General features: G+C 71.6%; 21 protein-coding genes. 6 read left to right on the forward strand and 15 right to left on the reverse strand.

Features of this window, described 5'->3' with window-relative positions:
* Nucleotides 1-524: DUF8129 domain-containing protein (locus ABD978_RS16185; RefSeq protein ID WP_345354353.1), on the forward strand; the 524-nt coding region annotated here is incomplete at its 5' end.
* 161 nt (nt 525-685) lie between these two features.
* On the opposite strand, the gene ABD978_RS16190 is transcribed toward ABD978_RS16185, so the two are convergent.
* The 3 genes from ABD978_RS16190 to ABD978_RS16200 all read right to left on the reverse strand — a co-directional run bounded on the left by ABD978_RS16190 (nt 686) and on the right by ABD978_RS16200 (nt 3,219).
* A complete protein-coding gene (locus ABD978_RS16190; protein ID WP_345354355.1) occupies nt 686-1,915 on the reverse strand; it encodes an MFS transporter in 1,230 nt (409 codons plus the stop codon).
* 17 nt (nt 1,916-1,932) lie between these two features.
* Nucleotides 1,933-2,355, reverse strand: a complete 423-nt coding sequence (locus ABD978_RS16195) for a MarR family winged helix-turn-helix transcriptional regulator (RefSeq protein WP_345354357.1) — start codon at nt 2,353-2,355, stop codon at nt 1,933-1,935.
* 138 nt (nt 2,356-2,493) lie between these two features.
* On the reverse strand, nt 2,494-3,219 hold the full coding sequence (locus ABD978_RS16200; protein ID WP_345354359.1) for an ArsR/SmtB family transcription factor: 726 nt from the start codon (nt 3,217-3,219) through the stop codon (nt 2,494-2,496).
* Between the two features lie 115 nt (nt 3,220-3,334).
* On the opposite strand from ABD978_RS16200, the gene ABD978_RS16205 reads away from it, so the two are divergent.
* Nucleotides 3,335-4,567: an MFS transporter gene (locus ABD978_RS16205; protein WP_345354361.1), complete on the forward strand. Its 1,233-nt coding sequence runs from the start codon at nt 3,335-3,337 to the stop codon at nt 4,565-4,567.
* Between the two features lie 10 nt (nt 4,568-4,577).
* Here the strand turns inward: ABD978_RS16205 and ABD978_RS16210 are convergent, their stop codons facing one another.
* Both ABD978_RS16210 and ABD978_RS16215 read right to left on the reverse strand, forming a co-directional pair.
* Nucleotides 4,578-5,555 (reverse strand): hypothetical protein, encoded by a 978-nt coding sequence (locus tag ABD978_RS16210; protein ID WP_345354363.1) that lies wholly within the window; start codon nt 5,553-5,555, stop codon nt 4,578-4,580.
* A gap of 20 nt (nt 5,556-5,575) precedes the next feature.
* Complete coding sequence (locus tag ABD978_RS16215) at nt 5,576-5,887, reverse strand: PadR family transcriptional regulator (RefSeq protein WP_345354364.1); 312 nt, start codon at nt 5,885-5,887, stop codon at nt 5,576-5,578.
* Nucleotides 5,888-5,944: 57 nt separating this feature from the next.
* Here ABD978_RS16215 and xseA point away from each other — a divergent pair, with 57 nt between their 5' ends.
* From xseA to ABD978_RS16230, 3 genes are all read left to right on the forward strand, one after another.
* On the forward strand, nt 5,945-7,150 hold the full coding sequence (gene xseA, locus ABD978_RS16220; protein ID WP_345354365.1) for an exodeoxyribonuclease VII large subunit: 1,206 nt from the start codon (nt 5,945-5,947) through the stop codon (nt 7,148-7,150).
* A 137-nt stretch (nt 7,151-7,287) separates the two neighbouring features.
* Complete coding sequence (locus ABD978_RS16225) at nt 7,288-8,034, forward strand: hypothetical protein (protein WP_345354367.1); 747 nt, start codon at nt 7,288-7,290, stop codon at nt 8,032-8,034.
* A 47-nt stretch (nt 8,035-8,081) separates the two neighbouring features.
* Nucleotides 8,082-8,318, forward strand: coding sequence for an exodeoxyribonuclease VII small subunit (locus tag ABD978_RS16230; protein ID WP_345354369.1), 237 nt, complete (start codon nt 8,082-8,084; stop codon nt 8,316-8,318).
* A 97-nt stretch (nt 8,319-8,415) separates the two neighbouring features.
* On the opposite strand, the gene ABD978_RS16235 is transcribed toward ABD978_RS16230, so the two are convergent.
* The 6 genes from ABD978_RS16235 to ABD978_RS16260 all read right to left on the reverse strand — a co-directional run bounded on the left by ABD978_RS16235 (nt 8,416) and on the right by ABD978_RS16260 (nt 13,485).
* Nucleotides 8,416-9,054: a response regulator gene (locus ABD978_RS16235; RefSeq protein WP_345354371.1), complete on the reverse strand. Its 639-nt coding sequence runs from the start codon at nt 9,052-9,054 to the stop codon at nt 8,416-8,418.
* Nucleotides 9,051-10,232 carry a sensor histidine kinase gene (locus ABD978_RS16240; RefSeq protein ID WP_345354373.1) on the reverse strand — a complete coding sequence of 394 codons (1,182 nt, stop codon included), beginning with the start codon at nt 10,230-10,232 and terminating at the stop codon, nt 9,051-9,053. The genes ABD978_RS16235 and ABD978_RS16240 overlap by 4 nt, the downstream gene beginning before the upstream one ends.
* 2 nt (nt 10,233-10,234) lie before the next feature.
* Complete coding sequence (locus ABD978_RS16245) at nt 10,235-11,890, reverse strand: substrate-binding and vWA domain-containing protein (RefSeq protein ID WP_345354375.1); 1,656 nt, start codon at nt 11,888-11,890, stop codon at nt 10,235-10,237.
* Nucleotides 11,891-11,991: 101 nt separating this feature from the next.
* Entirely contained in the window at nt 11,992-12,756 is a 765-nt protein-coding gene (locus ABD978_RS16250) for a DUF4245 domain-containing protein (RefSeq protein WP_345354377.1), read from the reverse strand.
* On the reverse strand, nt 12,740-13,327 hold the full coding sequence (locus tag ABD978_RS16255) for a TetR/AcrR family transcriptional regulator (protein WP_345355917.1): 588 nt from the start codon (nt 13,325-13,327) through the stop codon (nt 12,740-12,742). Before ABD978_RS16255 ends, ABD978_RS16250 begins: the two co-directional genes overlap by 17 nt.
* A gap of 20 nt (nt 13,328-13,347) precedes the next feature.
* The gene (locus tag ABD978_RS16260) at nt 13,348-13,485 is read right to left on the reverse strand and encodes a hypothetical protein (RefSeq protein ID WP_345354379.1); all 138 of its coding nucleotides are present in this window, start codon (nt 13,483-13,485) and stop codon (nt 13,348-13,350) included.
* Between the two features lie 101 nt (nt 13,486-13,586).
* On the opposite strand from ABD978_RS16260, the gene glpX reads away from it, so the two are divergent.
* Nucleotides 13,587-14,621: a class II fructose-bisphosphatase gene (gene glpX, locus ABD978_RS16265; RefSeq protein WP_345354381.1), complete on the forward strand. Its 1,035-nt coding sequence runs from the start codon at nt 13,587-13,589 to the stop codon at nt 14,619-14,621.
* A 47-nt stretch (nt 14,622-14,668) separates the two neighbouring features.
* Here the strand turns inward: glpX and ABD978_RS16270 are convergent, their stop codons facing one another.
* From ABD978_RS16270 to ABD978_RS16285, 4 genes are all read right to left on the reverse strand, one after another.
* Nucleotides 14,669-15,538, reverse strand: coding sequence for a carbohydrate ABC transporter permease (locus ABD978_RS16270; protein WP_345354383.1), 870 nt, complete (start codon nt 15,536-15,538; stop codon nt 14,669-14,671).
* The gene (locus tag ABD978_RS16275; RefSeq protein ID WP_345354385.1) at nt 15,535-16,494 is read right to left on the reverse strand and encodes a carbohydrate ABC transporter permease; all 960 of its coding nucleotides are present in this window, start codon (nt 16,492-16,494) and stop codon (nt 15,535-15,537) included. The genes ABD978_RS16270 and ABD978_RS16275 overlap by 4 nt, the downstream gene beginning before the upstream one ends.
* Before the next feature lie 10 nt (nt 16,495-16,504).
* On the reverse strand, nt 16,505-17,758 hold the full coding sequence (locus ABD978_RS16280) for an extracellular solute-binding protein (protein WP_345354387.1): 1,254 nt from the start codon (nt 17,756-17,758) through the stop codon (nt 16,505-16,507).
* 341 nt (nt 17,759-18,099) lie between these two features.
* Entirely contained in the window at nt 18,100-18,705 is a 606-nt protein-coding gene (locus ABD978_RS16285; protein ID WP_345354389.1) for a DUF1707 SHOCT-like domain-containing protein, read from the reverse strand.
* Nucleotides 18,706-18,709: the final 4 nt, after the last annotated feature.

The raw sequence follows: 18,709 nt of genomic DNA on the forward strand, positions 1-18,709 counted from the left end.
GCCGGGCCGGGGCGGCGGAGCCGAAACCCGCGAAGCCGGGGGCCGGCCCGACAGGGGATGCCGGGGCCACCGGGCCGTCCGAGGCCGCCGCGGCGGCGACGGCGGAAGCCGCCTCGTCGGCCGCCGCCGAGCGCACGCGGCCGGCGGCCAATAGGACGCCGCGGGCCAAGGCCGCTCCGGCGAAGGCTCCCGCGTCGTCCACGGCTCCGGCCAAGGAGCGGAAGACCTCTCCGGCCAAGGCCACGCCCGCCACCCGCGCCCCGGAGCAGGCACCCCCCACGCGGACCACGGCTTCCGGGGCGACCGCGAGCGCGCCGAGCGCCGAAGCGGGGACGACGGCCGGCCGGGACCTGCCCGTCGCCGACTACGACCACGCGACCATCGCCTCTGTACGGGCCCGGCTGCGCAACCTGAACGCGCGCCAGGTCAACGAACTGCGCGACTACGAGCGGGCGCACGCGGCGCGCGCCGAGTTCCTGCGCATGTACGAGAACCGCATCGCCAAGCTCCGCGGCCAGGCCTGACCGGCACCGCGACACGGAGGCGAGCAGGAACAGGTTCGGGGCGACGAGCGCTCCGGAACCTGGAGCGAGGACGACGACGGCCGTGGCCGGGGGAACCCGGCCACGGCCGTCCCGCTCCGGACCCGCGTACGGAGCACGGCGGTCCGGGCGGGTCTGGGCGGTCAGTGCCGCGCGAGCGTGGGAGCGTCCTGGAAGGTGTGGTCGATGTCCACCCGCTCCAGTGACCGGAGGTGCCGTCGGCGCGTGTACAGCACCGCCATGCCGATGAGGCAGCAGAGGGCGCCGGCGTAGTACGGCAGGCTCGGATCGACGCCCTCACCCAATTTGCTGGCGATGTACGGCGCGACGGCGCCGCCGAGCCAGCGGACGAAGTTGTAACCGGCGGAGGCCACCGGGCGCGGCGCGTCGGAGACCTCCATGGCGGCCTCGGTGAAGACCGTGTTGTTGATGCCGATCGGAACGCCGGTCAGGATGACGAAGACGATGATCCCGGTGTGCCCGGACAGGGCGATCGCGACCTGCAGGACGAGCAGCACGGTGAGCGCGAGGTGGAGGACGCGGACCGAGCCCAGCCTGCGCTGCAGCACGGGGGCGACGAACACCGAGCACAGGGCCAGCAGGACGCCCCAGGCGAAGAAGACCAGGCCGATGCCGTGCGCGTCCATGTGCAGGACGAACGGGGTGAAGGCGAGGATCGTGAAGAACGCGTAGTTGTAGAAGAGCGCGGTGAACGCCGTCGTGGACAGGCCGCCGTGGCCGAGCGCCCGGATCGGGTCGGACAGGCGGGTCTTCTTCACCGGCCTGGCGGTCTGCCGGAGCAGCGTGGCGATCAGGACGAAGCCGATCGCCATCAGCGCCGCGGTCCCGAAGAACGGATACCTCCAGTGCCACCCGCCGAGCACCGCGCCGAGCAGGGGGCCGGTCGAGATGCCGAGGCCGAGCGCGGCCTCGTACAGGATGATCGCCGACTCGGCGCCGCCGCTGGCCGCGCCGACGATGACGGCGAGGGCGGTGGCGACGAACATCGCGTTGCCGAGGCCCCAGCCGGCCCGGAAGCCGACGAGTTCGCCCACCGAGCCGGACGTGCCGGACAGCGCCGCGAAGACGACGACCAGCGTCAGGCCGATGAGAAGGGTCTTCTTTCCGCCGATGCGGCTGGAGACGAACCCGGTGACGAGCATGGCCACCGCGGTGATCAGGAAGTAGCTCGTGAACAGCAGGGAGACCTGGCTCTGCGTCGCGTCGAGCCCCTTCGCGATCGCCGGGAGGATGGGATCGACCAGGCCGATGCCCATGAACGCCACGACGGCGGCGAAGGCGGTCGCCCACACGGACAGCGGCTGACGGAGGAGTCCTCCTGTCTCAGGGGAGTCGGGGGTTGTAGCGCTCATCGAGGTGAAAGTCCTCCTCAGGAGTCGGCGAAGAGCTTGGCCAACGCGGGCAGGGCGGCCTCGATGGTCCCCCGCTCGTCCTCGCTCAGCGCCATCAGTCGTTCGGTGAGGTGGTCGATGCGCCGTTCCCTGGCCCGCAGCAGCCGCTCCCCGCCCGCGGGCGTGAGCTCGACGGTGACCACGCGCGCGTCGTCGGCGTACCGGCCGCGGACGACCAGGCCGTCCCGCAGCAGGCGCCCGATCTGCCGGGTCATCGTGGGGAGCCGGACGCCGTGCTCGGCGGCGAGGTCGGACATCCTGCGGGGTCCGGCCTCCAGCGAGCCCAGGACGGCCATCTGCTGGGTCGTGATCGGCTGCCCGAGGCTCACCCGTCGCAGCACGAGCACGAGGTCACGGAGCCCACGGTTGATGTGCTCGGCGAGCGTCCGCGGGTCGGTCATCGCCCCTCCTCATTACTTAGCCAGTCTAAGTTAGCTTGGCTAAGCATATGAACGTCCCGACTCACTCTGGACATTCCCGGGGCGCGCCGATCCGTCAGGCCGAGACGACGGCCGAAGCGCAGCGAAATCCGTGATCCGTCACCCGACGGCGGTGGCGAGATCGGGCAGGAGGGCCGGCAGCTCACGGAGTCCGCGATCCGTCACCCGGAGGTCGCGGGTGCCCGGCTGCGGCTCGACCAGCCCGCGCTCGACGAAGGCGTCGAGGACCTCCTTGCCCAGCGCGCCGCCGAGGTGCGGCAGCCGCCGGGTCCGGTCCAGGCAGGCCGTCGCCAGTTTTCGGCGCCCGCCCCGTACGGCGTCCGGATCGACGCCGAGCTCGGCGAACGCGGATCGGTCCGGCCCGAGGGCGAGCTCGGCGGTGCGCCCGTCGGGCGGCACGAGGGCTCCCCTCTCGACCAGCGCCGCGAACACCGCCACGCCGAGCCGGCCCGCCGCGTGGTCGTAGCAGGTACGGGCGAGGCCGTGCGCGTCCGCCCGGCGACGCGGGCGGGCGTCGGCGGCTCCGCCGTCGGCGAAGCGGGACAGCGCGGCCAGGACCTCACCGATCCCCACCTCGGCCACTCGGTAGGTCGCGTGCCGGCCGGAGTGTTCGACGGCGACGAGTCCGGCGGTGCGCAGCCGCGCCAGATGGTTGCCGAGCCGAGGTGCCGACACCTCGAGCGCGTCGGCGAGCTGGCTCATGGTGTGCGGCCCCTCGGCCGCGAGGACCTGCAGCACGGTGAGGCGGATCGGGTCGGCCAGCTCCCGTGCGAGCGAGGTCACCGAAGCGAGGACGGGGTTCTCGAGATCCAGCCATCCGCTCATGGGACACCCCCCTCTCCGCCGCACCCACTTTACACCGAACCCTGAATCGTGCTTGTCGGAAGTCATCCACGGGGGCTACCGTCACGATTAATGATTCTGTGAAAGGTGGTTGTCCTTGGTCGCCGTCTCCGCACCCGAGGTCACCGCGCCGGTCGCCGTCGGCCTGCGCCGCCTGCTGTGGGGACGGGGAATCTCCGCGCTCGGCGACGGCCTGTGGTTCACGATCTGGGCGCTGTACTTCACCCGCATGCTCCACCTGGCGCCGGCGCTCGTGGGCGTCGGCATGGCCGTCGCCGGCGGGGCGGGCCTGGCGGCGTCCGTTCCGCTCGGCGCCCTGGCCGACCGGTTCAGCCCTCGCGTGATCCTCATCGCGCTCACGGCCGTCCGCGGCGCCGCCATGGCCGCTTACCTGCTGGTCCACGGGACCTGGGGTTTCCTCGTGGTCACCGTGCCGTTCGTCGCGCTCTCCAACGGCGGGACCGCCGTACGGACGGCCCTCGTCGCGGCGCTGGTGCGGGACAACGAGGCGCGCCTGGCGGCCCTGGGAGGCCAGCGAGTCGTCCAGCACATCGGCTACGCCGTCGGCGCCGGTCTCGGCGCCGTCGTCCAGTCGGCGGACCGTCCGGGCGCGTACGTCCTGGCCATCGCCGCCAACGCGGCGACCTTCGCGGTCCTGGTCGCCATGACGGCCGCCGTTCCGGAGCCCGCCGTACGACCGCCGCACTCCGAGCGCACGCCGCGATCGGCTCCGAGCGCCCAGACCGCCCTGGCCGACCGTCCCTATGTCGCCGTGATGGCGGTGTCGGCGGTCCTCTCGCTGTGCTGGGCGATGCTGTCGACCGGACTGCCGCTGTGGATCTCGCACTCGACGCGCCTGCCGCTGTCCCTGAGCGGCGCGGTCGTGGTGATCAGCTCGGTGGGGATCGCGCTCCTTCAACTGCCCGCCAACCGGCTGGCGCGGACGACCGCGAGCGCCGCCCGCACCGGCTCGTGGGCAGGCGTGTCGCTCGCGGTCGCCTGCGTGCTCCTAGCCGCGACCTCGGGCGGTGGCGGCCTCCTGGCCGCGACCGCCGTGATCGCCGCGGCCCTGTTCCACCTCGCCGGCGAACTAGGGTACGTCGCCGCCGGCTGGGGACTGTCGGTGTCCCTGATGCGGGAGGAGGCCAAGGGCGCCTACCAGGGGGTGAGCGAGGCGGCCACCGCGACGGTCCAGATCGCCGCACCGGCGATCTTCACCGCGGCGCTGGCCGCCTTCGGCGCGGGCGGCTGGCTGCTCGTGGCGGCCGTCTTCCTCGCCGTGGCCGTCCCGCTTCCCCCGCTCGCCCGCCACGCCCTCCGCACCCGCTGAACCCGGCGGCTCAGACCCGTTCGCGAGCCCCTCGGCGGGCCGTGACGACCATCGCCCCCACCAACACGGCCTGCAGGGCCCAGAAGACGGCCGTGACCGTCGTCGGGACGACGCCCTCGGTCAGCGCGAGGTACGGACCACTGCTCGTCAGGAGGACGAACGCCCCGGCCAACGCCCAGCGCAGATCCCGGGTCACCGCGGTCGCCCAGACCCCGCATGACAGCAGCACCATGGTCAGTCCGGCGCGCGCCAGATCGACCACCGGGAAATAGTCCGGAACCCGCGTCACGTGACAGTCGGTGTCCGAGGAACAGAACGTCTCGGTGTGCGAACTCATCGGGAGGTGCACATGCCGGGCCGCCCACATGGTCGCCAGCGCGGCGACCCACCACCAGGAACGGCTCTGCGGCCTGGACGAGCGGCGTACCGCGAGGACCGCGAGGACGACCAGGGCGGCCGCCATGGCGCCGTACCGCGTGACCGTCTCCCCGGAGCTGTAGTCGGGTCCGAAGTTCGGCACCACGCCAAGGATCGAGTCTCCGCCGATCAGCGACCGGTTGACCTGGTACGCCTCGAGCAGCACGAGGGGCAGCGCCACCCAGAGCCGGCCGCGCAGCAGGGCCAGGAACAGGACGGCGGAGCCGATCGCCCACACCGTGTCGGGCCCCCCGCGGTCCACCTCGACCATCGTCAGGTCACCGAAGAGGTTGATCAGTGCGATCAGGAACGCGCCCAGGGCGAGGCCGTCGGCCCACCACGGCCCGGACTGCGCGGCGCGCTCGCGGAGGCGGGCCGCCAGGCCGCCCGCGACCAGGCCGGCGCACTCCCGGATCGAGGGCCTCCCCTTGCCCGCCGAGACCTCCAGCAGCGTCCCGACGATCTCCTCGCCGTGCGCCGCCCGGTAGGCGGGCGGATAGGCCCGCAGCAGGCGGCGGTACCACGACTCCGCGCGGCCGGCCCCCGCTCCGCGCGGCGGCGCTGTCCTCATGATTCGCTCACTCCTTTCGCTCATGCCGGCGCCGCCCCGGGCCGGCCGAAGACGATCCTGGCCGCTCGTGCCATGCGTTGTGCCTCCTCGGTGACGGCGTCGGCGCCGTCCTCGGTGATCCGGAAGTAGCGGCGGGGTCGCCCGCCGACGGTCTCCTCGCGGTCGACGGCGATCAGGCCGGACCCGGCGAGCCGGTCCAGCGCGCCGTACAGGGTGCCGACCGCCAGCCGCACGCGGCCGCCGGACTGCTCCTCGGCGCGCTTGATGATCGCGTACCCATGGAGGGGACCGTCGAGGAGCGCCGCCAGGATGAAGTAGGTGGGCTCGCTCATCGATCTCATGCGACCGAACCATATATCGAGTGGCGAAGTATTGGCTACGCTTTCGCCATGGCGTTGGAGACCTCACCCGAGCAGCCCACCCCGGTCCGCACCGTCCTGCAGCTCGTGGGCGGCTGGATCGCCAAGCTTGGAAGGATCTGGGTCGAAGGCCAGATCACCGAGCTGAACCGCCGCGGCGGCACGGTGTACTTCACGCTGCGCGACCCGGTGGCGAACGTCTCGGTGCGGGTGACGTGCCCCCGCGCCGTCTGCGACAACGCGGGTCCGGCCGTGATCGACGGCGCGCGGGTCGTCGTGCACGCCAAGCCGGACTTCTACATCAACCGTGGGTCCTTCGCGCTGTCGGCGTTCGAGATCCGGCCCGTGGGCGTGGGTGAGCTGCTCGCCCGGCTCGAACGCCTCAAGCAGCTCCTCGCCGCCGAGGGGGTGTTCAACGCCGAGCGCAAGCGCCCGCTGCCGTTCCTGCCCGGGACGATCGGGCTGATCTGCGGCCGCGACTCCGCCGCCGAGCGCGACGTGCTGGAGAACTCCCGGCGCCGCTGGCCCGCCGTCCGGTTCACGGTGGAGAACACCGCCGTGCAGGGCTCGTACGCGGTGGGCGAGATCATCGACGCGCTGCACCGGCTGGACGCCGCACCCGACGTCGAGGTGATCATCATCGCCCGGGGCGGCGGGTCCCTGGAGGATCTGCTGCCGTTCTCCGACGAGGCGCTGGTCCGCGCGGTCGCCGCCGCCCGCACGCCCGTCGTCTCCGCGATCGGCCACGAACAGGACACGCCCCTGCTCGACTACGTCGCCGACGTGCGCGCCTCCACCCCGACGGACGCGGCGAAGAAGACCGTCCCCGACGTCCGCGAACAGCTGGCGCTCATCGGCCAGCTGCGCGACCGGGGGCGCCGCTGCCTGTCCGGGCGGGTCGAACGCGAGATCCAGTGGCTGACGGGCATGCGCTCCCGGCCCGCGCTCGCCGACCCGGCGCGGGAGATCGAGCGGCAGGCGGAGGGCGTCGCGACCCTGCGGGACCGGTCCCGGCGCTGCCTGGCCGCGGCCCTCGACCGGGCGGGGGACGGCCTGTCGCACACCCGCGCCCGGCTCGTCGCCCTCTCCCCCGCGGCCACGCTCGAGCGCGGCTACGCGATCGCGCAGCGCCCCGACGAGTCCGTCGTACGGGCGGCGGCGGACGTCCGCAAGGACGACGAGTTGCTGGTGCGGTTCAAGGACGGCCGGATCACGGTGCGCGTCGACGCGGTCTGAGCAGGCGTTTCCGGCGGAACAGGATGCGCAAAGGTCCCATAAGTGGCAAAAATGGTCTCCTGCCACTGGCTCACCTTCCCTCGGGCTGACCGACCGCGGACAGCGGCATGGACCCGACCTCGCGAAAAGGACCCCCGTTGACCCAGCCTCCGCCGTACCAGCAGCCCGGCCCCTACGGGCAGCAGCCCTACCAGGGATACCCCCAGCAGCAGGCCGCACCGCAGCAGTACCAGCAGCCCTACCAGGCGCCGCAGGGTTACCCGCCCGCGCAGGGACACCCCGGGGCGTACCCGGCCGACCAGGGTTACCAGCAGGCCTACCAGGGACAGCAGCAGGCCTATCAGGGCCAGCAGCCCGCCTACCCGGCACAGGGGTACCAGGGACAGCAGCCCGCGTACCCCGCGCAGGGGTACCAGGGACAGCCGATGGCGTACCAGCAGGCGCCGGCCCAGGGCTACGCGGCGCCGATGGGGGCCCCGTCCGGGTTCAACGGGATCACCTGCCGTGTCTGCGGGAACGGGCCCGCGGCGGAGGCGACGTTCCGCGGCGTCGTCGGCGCGGTCATCATGCACACCATCTGGACGGCGCGCGGGCCGTTCTGCCGGGACTGCGGCCTGGCGACGTTCCGCAAGCAGACGACGAAGACGCTGGCCGGCGGCTGGTGCAGCATCGGCGCGATCGCGCTGACGCCGTTCTTCCTGCTCTTCAACCTGATCGCCCGCGGCAAGGTGGCGAACCTGCCCGCGCCCCAGCCGGCCACCGCGAACGCCCCGGCGCCCCTGGACCCCGGGCCCTCGGTGTTCGAGCGGCCGGCCGCCTACGTCTATCCGGTGCTCTTCGTCCTGTTCTGGATGCTCGTGATCATCGGGAACCTGGCCTCCTGACCGGCGTCTCTCACCGCCCGCGACGCAACTACCTCTAGGGTTGGAGCGTGGCGGAGGAGAAACCGGAGCTGTCCTACGAGCAGGCCCGCGACGAGCTGACGGACGTCGTACGACGCCTTGAGGCGGGCGGCCTGACGCTCGAGGAGTCCCTGGCCCTGTGGGAGCGCGGCGAGAAGCTGGCCGCGATCTGCGAGGAGTGGCTGGAGGGCGCCCGGGCCAGGCTCGCCGCGGCCATGGCCGAGCGCGCCGAGCCCACGGAGCGCTCGGAGGGCGCGCCCTTCTGACTCCGCTGAAGCGCCGACGCGCCCTCCGAGATCCGCGGACGCGTCGTCCGAGCTCGGCGATGTGGTCCGGCGGGGCGATGGCGGCGGCGGCCCGCGCTCAGGACTTCGCGGTGCCGAGCCAGCGGGCGATCGCCGCGGCCCGGGAGCGCACGCCGAGTTTGGCGTAGATACGGCTGACGTGGTTCTTGACGGTCTTCTCGGACAGCACGAGCCCGTCGGCGATCTCCAGGTTCGAGCGGCCCTGCGCGATCAGGCGCATGACCTCCACCTCGCGCGTGGACAGGCCCAGGCCGCCGCGTCCGGGCGGTGGGCCGGCGGACGCGGACTGCAGGGACTCCACCACGACCCGGGCCGCCACCGCGGACAGCGGGTTGGCGCGGCCCGCCACGACATCGCGGATCGCCACGACGAGGTCGTCCGGAGAGAACGATCCGTGGACGAGGTACCCGCACGCCCCGGCCTGGATGGAGTCGCGGATCGAGTCGGGGTCCTCGTTGTACGACAGCATGAGCACCTTGCTGATCGCGGAGAGCGGACCGGCCGCCCGGATGCCGTCGACGTCGGGCATGCGCACGTCGAGGAGGACGAGGTCGGGGCGGAGTCGCCGGGCCAGATCGATGGCCTGACGGCCGTCACGGGCCGTCGCGACGATCTCGACGTCGTCGGCGACCTCCAGGAGCGCGACGAGCCCCATCAGCACGACCGGGTTGTCGTCCACCACCATGACGCTGATCATCGAACCGCCTCCCGTACTCCGTTGACCTCCGGCAGGCAGACCGTGAGCGTGCTGCCGTTGCCGGGCGCGGACGTCAGGGTCAGCAGGCCGCCGACCCGCCTGGCCCGTTCCGCCATTCCGACGACGCCGTAGTGGCCGTCCCGCGCCAGCGCGGTCGTCAGGTCGGCCATGGCGGGCGGGCAGGCGAAGCCCCTGCCGTCGTCCCGTACGGACAGCTCCACGCCGCGGTCGTCCGCCGTCAGGGTGACGCGCACGGTCGCGGCGGCGGCGTGGCGTTCGACGTTGGTCAGCGCCTCTTTGAGGATCGCCAGCGTCTCCGCTCGCCACGCGGGCGGTAGGCGTACGTCGGCGGTCGCGCCGACCTCCGCCGTGATCCCGGTGCTCGCCGCCCAGTCCGCCGTCATTCGCCGGACGGCCTCGGCCAGCGGGCGGCTCTGGTCGCCGTCCCGCAGGCCGCCGATGAGCTCTCTGGCCTCGGCCAGCGCGATCTTCAGTCCGGCGGCGATGTTCTCCGCCTCCTGCTCGGCGCGCGCCGGGGACTTGCGCACCCAGGCCGGCAGCGCGGCCGCCGACAGCGCGACTCCGTGCAGCGTCTTGGCCAGCGAGTCGTGCATGTCGCGGGCGAGCCTCAGGCGTTCCTCCGCGGACGCCGCGACCACCTCGGCCTCGCGGCGGGCCTCCTCGGCCTCGGCGTACTGCTGGAGCAGCCGGTGCACGGCGATGCCGACGCATCCCGCCACCGGGTAGAAGACCGGCAGCGCGACCACCGCCTGCAGGCCGACGCTCTGGATCGACCGGGCGGCCAGGTCGTACAGCATGACCTGCAGCGCGCACACGAACAGCAGGCCCCGCCACTCGTACAGGACCCCCGCCAGCGCCGAGGTGACCACGCTGAAGAGGAAGAACGGGCCGAAGGCGCCGGCGGACTCCAGAACGAGGTAGGCCACGGCGGCGTCCAGGGCCAGCATGAGCGGCCTGCGGGCCAGCATCGGCAGCAGCCGGCCCGTCAGCTGTGCCACCGTGACCGAGATCACGGCCACGGCGCCCATGGGGACGAGCACCGCCCAGGTGAAGCGCACGCTCGGCACGAGGACGACCGCCATCGCGAGCAGCAGCAGACGCGCGTACATCAACAGCCGGACCGTGACGTAGAGCCGCGAGGTCAGAGTGGCCTTCATGGTCAGCGCGGGCAGGGCAGGTCTTCGTCGACGCGTAGGGCGACGGCGCAGCGGAACAGGGTCATGATCTGCTGGTCGTTCCGAATGGAGTAGGCGGCGCCCGCCGTCGCCTCGGCGATCTTCCGCAGGGGCCTCATGTCGACGCCGTCCCCGAACGCCATGAGGGTGATGTTGACCTGGCGTTCCGGGTCGAAGTCCTTCTTCAGCTCGGCGACCAGCCGGTCGAGCGTGAGGCCGTCCCGGCTGCCGGAGGCGCCGCCGGTCAGCACGAGGATCTCGTTGAGCATTCCGGGCCGGTATCCCTGGGACAGCTCACGGTAGGCGTCGAGGATGGCGTCGTACATGCCGCCGTCCCTGCCCCCCTTCGCCCGCAGCCGGTCGATCCGCTGGAGCAGCCGGGCCCGGCGGGTTCCGGTGGGGGCGAGCTCCCGCAACGGACCGGTCTCGACCAGCCGCTGGTACGGGCGCCCGCGGGCGGGGAAGGACCACAGTCCGAACTCGGTGTCGTCCTCCAGCAGCGACAGGCCGTTGCTCAGCGCCCCCGTCATCACCTGCACGCGCGTCCGAGGCCCCATCCGGGCGAGCGTCGCGCCGGACACGTCGATCAGCGCGATGGCCCGCAGGCCCTGCTGCATCTTCTCCCAGGTCCCGCGCATGGCGAGCGCCGCTCCCGGGCGGACCACGGGCAGTGCCCGCGGCGCGGCGGCGGGCAGTCCGGAGGAGGCCGGCCTGCCCGCGTCGCCGGCCGGGGTGCGCAGTCCGGCGGCGTGCAGGCGGGCCACGCCGCCGGCGGAGCGCAGCGCGTCGAGCAGGCCCGCCGCGACCCGTCCGCGTTCCCGGTCGGTGGTGAGGACGGCGTACGGGAAGTCGAGGGTCGGTGCCGTCGCCGGGTACACCGCGGCGACCTGGCGTCCCTCCTGCCGCTGCCGCCAGATGGTCTGCTCCGCGAGCGGCAGCACGGGCGGCCTGCCCTGGTCGGCGAGGGCGGCGATGGCATCCGTGACGTCCGACGACGGCTTGACGCCCTGCAGCATGCGGCTGAACGTCTGCAGGCCCCCGGACCCGCCGCCCGCGGCGGACGAGAGGGCGAGCAGCGACGTCATCGCCGTCGCGGACGGGACCGGGTCGAGCAGGCGCAGGCTGTAGGCGCCGGTCGTGAACGCGCCCCATCCCCGGCTCGCCAGCCGCGACCCGTAACGCTGGGCGTTCTCCGGTGTCATGGCGAACACCACCGGAGACGACGCCACGGACGGCGCGGACCGCACCGCCTGGCTCTTGACGCCGTCGAACCACAGCGAGGAGTCGGCGATCCAGACGTCGGGCCGGGCGTCGGCGGCCTTGTCGCCGGACGCGAGCAGCCGCGCCGTCTGCGCGGAGTCACCGGTCACGACGTTCACGTCGGCGCAGCGGGCCTTGTTGTAGCGGACCGCGACCTCGGTGATCACCGCCGCGATGGCCGGGTCGGCCGTCACGGTGAGCGACCGGTCCTGGCAGGCGGTGTGGTTCCGGTAGACGAGCCAGCCTCCGCCGCCGAGCGCGAGACCGACGACGAGGGCTACGGCCGCCGCCACGCTCGCGCGTTCGCGCCCGCCCGCGGAGGACGGCGCCGCTCCGGTGGAGTCCGGCGGCACCTCATGGTCGGAGAATGAGGAGTCCACCGTTGTACGTCCTCAGGGGGAGGCGCGTGCCTGCACGGCATCTCGCAAGCGCGACGATCACTGGGCTCCCCATGATCCCCAAGCTACCCGAATCTCCCGACTTATCGCGGGGTTTCGGACTTCCCTGGAGACGCCTTCGGCTGGGGTCGAAGGGAGCCCGCGAGCGTGGCGAGTTCCTCGTACGAGGCCGTACCCGTGACGACCAGCGTGACGCCGGGCAGCCGCCGGACGAGCGACCGCTGGTTCTTGTCCTTACGGAGCGTCTTGTCCCACGCCGCCCCGGCCACCTGGAGCGAGCCGTCCGGCTTGCCCTGGCTGGTCATGCGGGCGACGAAACCGTCGCTGCCGTCCGGCCGCTCGTTGCTCTCCTCGAGCGCGGCGTACTGCTTGCCCGGCGTGTAGTACCCGAGGTGCCAGCCGATCGGGCCGTTCGCCCGGCCGCTCAGCCGCGAGCTGGTGGGATACCACTTCGGGTCCAGCCCCTGGGGCGCCTGCACGGTGAACGGCGCGATCGCCACCAGGCCGTTCAGATCGCCGTGGTAGTCGGCCTGCGGGATGGCGTTCGGATTGCGCCGGGGAGTGACCAGCAGGACGAACCCGACCACCACCAGGCAGGAGAGCATCGCCATCGCGAAGCCCGGCACCCCGGACGTCAGCCGCCGGTAGACCGAGGGCGACACGACGATCGGCCCCTCGCCGGCCGGGACACCCGCGGCCGCCTCGGCACCGCCCGCACCCGACGACTCCGAGGACCGCGCGGCGGACGCCTCCTCGGCTCGGGACGCCTCTCGGTTCTGGGTTTCGGACGCCTCCGGGGGCTCCGCCTCGCTCACCGGCGTCCGGGCCGCGTCACGGCTTTCGCTCACGGCGGCTCTCCATACTCGAGATGATCGCCAGCACGTCGTCGGCCAGCCGCCGGGACGCCTCATCGTCCTCCGACAGCGCCACCTCCGAGACCGCGCCGGACACGGCGCCGGTCAGCACGACCACGAGGGCCTCGTCGACATCGCCGTCGCCGGTCTCGAACAGCGCGGCGTTGCGCCGCGCCCAGGTGCGCAGCCGGTCGCGCAGCACCCGGTCGAACCCGGGCGGCCCGTCGCCGGACACGAACAGGCGGGACAGGTCGGGCTCGGCGAGGCAGCCGTCGAGGTAGGCGCGCGCCCCCGCGATGAACATCCGCATGGGGTCGGACTCACCCAGGTCACGGGCCCGGTGGACGGCCTCCCGGGTGCGCTCCTGCTGACGGGACTGGAACTCGCCGAAGAGCGTCAGGTAGAGATCGGCCTTGCCGCTGAAGTGGTGGTAGAGGCTGCCGACGCTGGCCCCCGCCTTGGCGACGATGTCGGTGACCGCCGCCTGGGCGAACCCGGCCTCGGAGAACACCTCGCGGGCGGCCGCCAGCAGCGCGCTCCGCGTGGCGGCACCACGATCCGACATCCGCGAAACGGGTTCGACGCTCACTGACGCGCTCCTCGTGGGGTGGAAGGCACGCCGAACACGCGCCGTACGGACGGCACGCCGCGGGAGCACCCCACGGCCGGCCCACCGGCCCGCGTCGGCCGCTCGTCGGCCTGCCACTCGATGTCGCTGCTCATGACGGCCCTAGATTACGCCCTGTCTGCTCGGAAATACGATCGAAGGAGACCCGTCCGGGTGACCCGTCAGGTAAAGCCCGCCAGGAAAGGCCCACATCGCCATGACTGAAGAAACGACCGTATCGTCCCCGCTGACCACCGAGGCCCACGCCCCGGACCGCAACCTCGCCCTGGAGTTGGTACGCGTGACGGAGGCGGCGGCGATGGCCGCTGCCCGGTGGGTCGGCCGCGGCGACAAGAACGGCGCCGACGGGGCCGCCGTGAACGCCATGCGCCAGCTCATCAACACGGTCTCGATGAACGGCGTCGTGGTGATCGGCGAGGGTGAGAAGGACCACGCCCCGATGCTGTTCAACGGCGAGCAGGTGGGGGACGGCAGCGGCGCCGACTGTGACGTGGCCGTCGATCCGATCGACGGGACGCGGCTGACGGCGCTGGGGATGAACAACGCGATCGCCGTGATCGCCGTCAGTCCCCGCGGCACGATGTACGACCCGTCCGCCGTCTTCTACATGGAGAAGCTCGCGACGGGGCCGGAGGCGGCGGACGTCGTCGACATCGAGGCGTCCGTGGCCGACAACATCCGCGCCGTCGCGCGGGCGAAGCACTCCTCCCCCGGTGACGTGACCGTCGTGATCCTCGACCGCCCGCGGCACGAGGGCATCGTGAAGGAGATCCGCGAGGCGGGCGCGCGGATCAAGTTCATCACCGACGGCGACGTGGCCGGCGCGATCATGGCCGCCCGCGAGGGCACGGGCATCGACCTGATGCTCGGCATCGGCGGAACGCCGGAGGGCATCATCGCGGCCTGCGCGATCAAGTCTCTCGGCGGCGTGCTCCAGGGCAAGCTGTGGCCGAAGGACGACGCGGAGCGGCAGAAGGCGATCGACGCGGGCCACGACCTGTCACGCGTCCTGACGACGGACGACCTCGTGGCCTCCGACGACGTGTTCTTCGCCGCGACCGGCATCACCGACGGGGAACTGGTCGGCGGCGTCCGCTACGGCAAGGGGATCACGTCCACGCACTCGCTGGTCATGCGCTCGCGCAGCGGGACGATCCGCCGGATCCACAGCGAGCACAGGCTGTCCAAGCTGCGCGCCTACTCCGCGATCGACTTCGACGCGGCCGGCTGAGGCGATCGGGCGGGGGCCGCGTGGCCCCCGCCTCTTGCCCTTGGGGGCTACTTCACCGAGCCGGCGGTGAGGCCGCCGATGAGGTAGCGCTCGATGAAGACGAACAGGATGACCACCGGCACGATCGCGATCAGCGAGGTCGCGAACAGGTACTGCCAGTGCTGCTGGTACGACGTGACGAATCCGGGGACGGCCACGGTCAGCGGCTGCCGGTCGGGCGAGGACGTGATCGTCAGGGCGACGACGTACTCGTTCCACGCCCCGATGAAGGTGTAGATCACCGCGGTGACCAGACCCGGCAGGGACAGCGGCAGCGTCACCCGGGTCAGCGCCTTGACCTTGCCCGCGCCGTCCAGGTAGGCGGCCTCCTCCAGCGCCTTCGGGATGCTGGAGAAGTACCCGTGCAGGATCCACACGCAGAACGGCAGGTTGAAGGCGGCGTTGACCAGGATCAGCCCGAACAGCGTGTCGGTCAGGTTGAGCGCGACCATCTCGCGGTAGATGCCGATCACCAGGGCGGTCGGCGCGAACATCTGGGTGACGAGTACCAGCAGGAGGAACGCGCCGCGCCCGCGGAACCGGTGGCGCGCGGTGTAGTACGCCGCCGGCAGCGCGACCGCCAGTGCGATCAACGTCGCCACGGCGGCGACGATGAGCGACACCTGCATGTTCTTCCAGATCGGCGCCGCTTTCCACACGTTGACGAAGTTGGCGAAGTCCCAGTGCTTCGGCAGGAGCGTGGTCGGCGACGCGGTCAGTTCGCGGTCGGGCTTGAGCGCGGTGAGCGCCATCTCCAGGTACGGCGCGATGAAGACGAACGCCACCAGGTAGCCGACGCCGGCGAGGATCGCGACCTTGGCCCGGCGGGCCATCGTGGACGGCCCGCCTTCCCGGCGCGCGGGGCTCGGGCTGCTCATGACTGTGCCTCCCCGCGCCAGCCGACGACCCGCAGGTAGACCAGCACCAGGATGAGGATCAGCGCGAAGTTCACGACCGCCATCGCGGCGGACTCTCCGACGTCGCCGCTCCCGGTGAAGGCCAGCTTGTACATGAAGGTCGTGCTGGTGTCGGTCTTGCTCCCGGGCCCGCCGCCGGTCATCGCGTAGATGATCGGGAACGAGTTGAAGACGTTGATCACGTTGATGATCGCCGCGACCAGCAGGGACGGTCGCAGCAGCGGCAGCGTGATGCTGAAGTACGTCCGCGCGCGGCCGGCGCCGTCGACGCGCGCCGCCTCGTACACCTCGTCCGGGACCGTCTGCAGACCGGCCAGGATGACGAACGAGGTGAACGGCAGCGAGACGAACACCGCCACCCACATCATCCACATCATCGCCTGCGCGGGGTGGGACAGCCAGTTCACCGGGTGATCGATGATTCCCACGCCCTGCAGGACCTTGTTGACGATGCCGTAGTAGTAGTTGAGCATCCACTTCCACGTCAGCGCGGTCATCAGCACCGACGCCGCCCATGGCACGATGACCGCCCAGCGCACCAGGCGCCGTCCCGGGAAGCGGGCGTTGAGCAGTTGCCCGAGCGCGAGCGACACCACGATCGTCACGAGGACGACGCCGACCACCCACACCACGGTCCGCAGCAGCACGCTGACGAGGTCGGACTCGTCGAACAGGTCACGGTAGTTGCCGGTCCCGCGGGTGCCGAGCGTCGCACCGGAGGAACTGATCCTCAGCAGTGACGTCCGGACCATCTCGATCACCGGCCACAGGACCACGGCGGCGATCAGGATGACGGCGGGGCCGATCCACGGAAGCGGGCCGAGCGCCCGGCCGAACCGGCGGAGGGCGCTCGTCGACGGCGGCGCCGGCGCCGGGGTGGTGGCCCCGGCGCCCTGCGCCTCGATGGTGTCGTGCACGGGTCGTCCGTCAGCCGTTCTTCTGCGCGGTCTGCTGGAGCTCACTCAGGACGCTCTTCGGGTCGCCGGTGATGGCGGTGCCGAGCTTCTCCTTGATCGTGTTCGCCAGCGGTCCCCAGGCGGCGTTGCCCGTGGGGTAGAACTTCGCGTTCGGCAGCGCGTCGATGAACGGCTTGTCGTACGGCACCGCGTTCGCGATCACGTCGCCCGCCGACTTGGTCACCGGGAGGAAGCCCTCTTCCTTCTGGAAGTTGGCCACGTTGTTCGCCTGGTAGAAGAAGTTCAGGAACTTCGAGACGGCGTCCTTCTTCTTGCCGCCGTTGTTCTTGAACGCCACCAGGAAGTCCTGCACGCCGAGCGTGTTGGACGTCGTGCCGCTCTTGCTGGGCAGCGGCGCGATGCCGTACGGCAGCTTGGCGTTGACCTTGTTGATGAAGCCCGCGGGCATGAAGACCGCGCCGTTGAGCATGCCGATCTTGCCCTGCGCGAACTCGTTGAAGACGTCCTTACGGTCGGTCGTCTCCGGGTTCGGCTGGGTGAGGCCGCCCTTGGTCAGGCCCTTGAGGTAGTTGACCGTGTCCACGTTGGCCTGGCTGTCGATCGACCAGTTGCCGGACTGGTCGACGTAGCCGCCGCCGTTGTTCATCGCCCACATGAAGAACTCGGCCTGGGACTCCTCGGCGCCGAGCGGCAGGCCCAGCGGGAAGACGCCCTTCACCTTGTCCTTGATCTTCTGGGCATCGGACTGCACCTCGTCCCACGTCTTGGGCGGGGTGTCGATGCCGGCCTTCTTGAAGACGTCCTTGTTGTAGAAGAACAGCCGGACGCTGGACAGCAGCGGCACGGCGTACTGCGTGCCCTTGTACTTGTCGCCGTCGATGAACGACGGGAGGATGTCGCTCGACACCTGCGGCGACAGCACGTCCGAGGCCGGGAAGAGCAGACCGTCCCGGGCGAAGTCGGCGAACGCGTTGTAGTTCAGGATGTCGGGCGTCTGCTTCGTCTGGACGTAGGTCTTGACCTTGGCGTCCATCTGGGTCCAGTCGACCATCTCCAGGTTGACCTTGTAACCCTTGTTCTGCTCTTCGAACGTCTTGATCAGACTGTCCCAGAGACCCTTGGTCTTGTCGTCGTAGATCGCGGCGACGAACCTGATCGTCTTGTTGTCACCGCCGCCGCCGGAGGAACTGCCCTTGCTGCAACCGGTCAGACCGAGGGCCACCGTAAGACCCGCGGCGATGGCGCCCGTGAGATGCCGTTTCACCTGTCCCCGCCTTCTGCTTTTGCTTCGGCTCCGGGTCCACGCGGGTGCGCGCGACGTCCCCGGGTCACTGTCTTATGGGTTCGCCAACCCCCCGGCCCGGCCCCTCAGCCCGTCACCTCCGAGCAGCCGTTTGGCGTGGCACAGCTCTGCTGCGGCTCCCGCCGCCGCCTCCTTTCACGCAGCATGAAAGGTTGTGCACGATTTACGCGCTCATTGAGCAAAATCGCGCATCGCAAGGAACGATAGGAGCTGGTCCGTACCAGTTCAAGAGGAGAGGGAGGTAGGAGTCTTAACCGTTACCGAAGCGCCCGTGACCTGCTGATCTCCGTGTTGCAACGGGATCACGGGCGGCGGCGGCTCAGCGACCAGCGGCGACGGCGCTTGGGCGTACGGGCGTTGACGGACCCCAGCACGACCACTCCACTGACCTCCACGACGGGGCCGTCGTCCTCGTACGGCGGCCGCACCCGCAGGTCCCGCGAGCCGAGGACGGACCGGCCGGTGAACTCCACCCGCACTCCCTCCGGCACCACGAGGCGGAGCCGCCCGCCGAGCATCGCCGCCCGTACGACGACGTGCCGGCGCTGCAGCAGGGCCTCCCGCAGGTCGATCTCCACGGTGCCGAAGAGCGCGGACACCGGCAGGGTGACCGGGACCACCCAGCGCCCGCCGCGCCGTACCGTGCCGAACAGCGCGACCATCGGGCGGTCCCCGACCTGGATCGGCTGCTGCTCCGGGGTGGTCAGGTCGGCGGTCAGCGCGGTCAGCTCGCCCAGCGTACGGGCGGAGTAGGCGCCCTCGACGCGCTCGGCGTGCTCGTCGACGGTGAGCCGGCCGTCGCCGTGGGCGTCGCGCAGCAGCGCGACGACCCGCTCCCGGTCGGCGTCGGAGGCGCGCAGGTCACGCGCCGGCACGTGCTGGTCGTTCGGTCTCCACGGCAACTCCACGGCT

Origin of the sequence: Actinoallomurus liliacearum (assembly GCF_039542035.1) — a bacterium.
Lineage (GTDB): Bacteria > Actinomycetota > Actinomycetes > Streptosporangiales > Streptosporangiaceae > Actinoallomurus > Actinoallomurus liliacearum.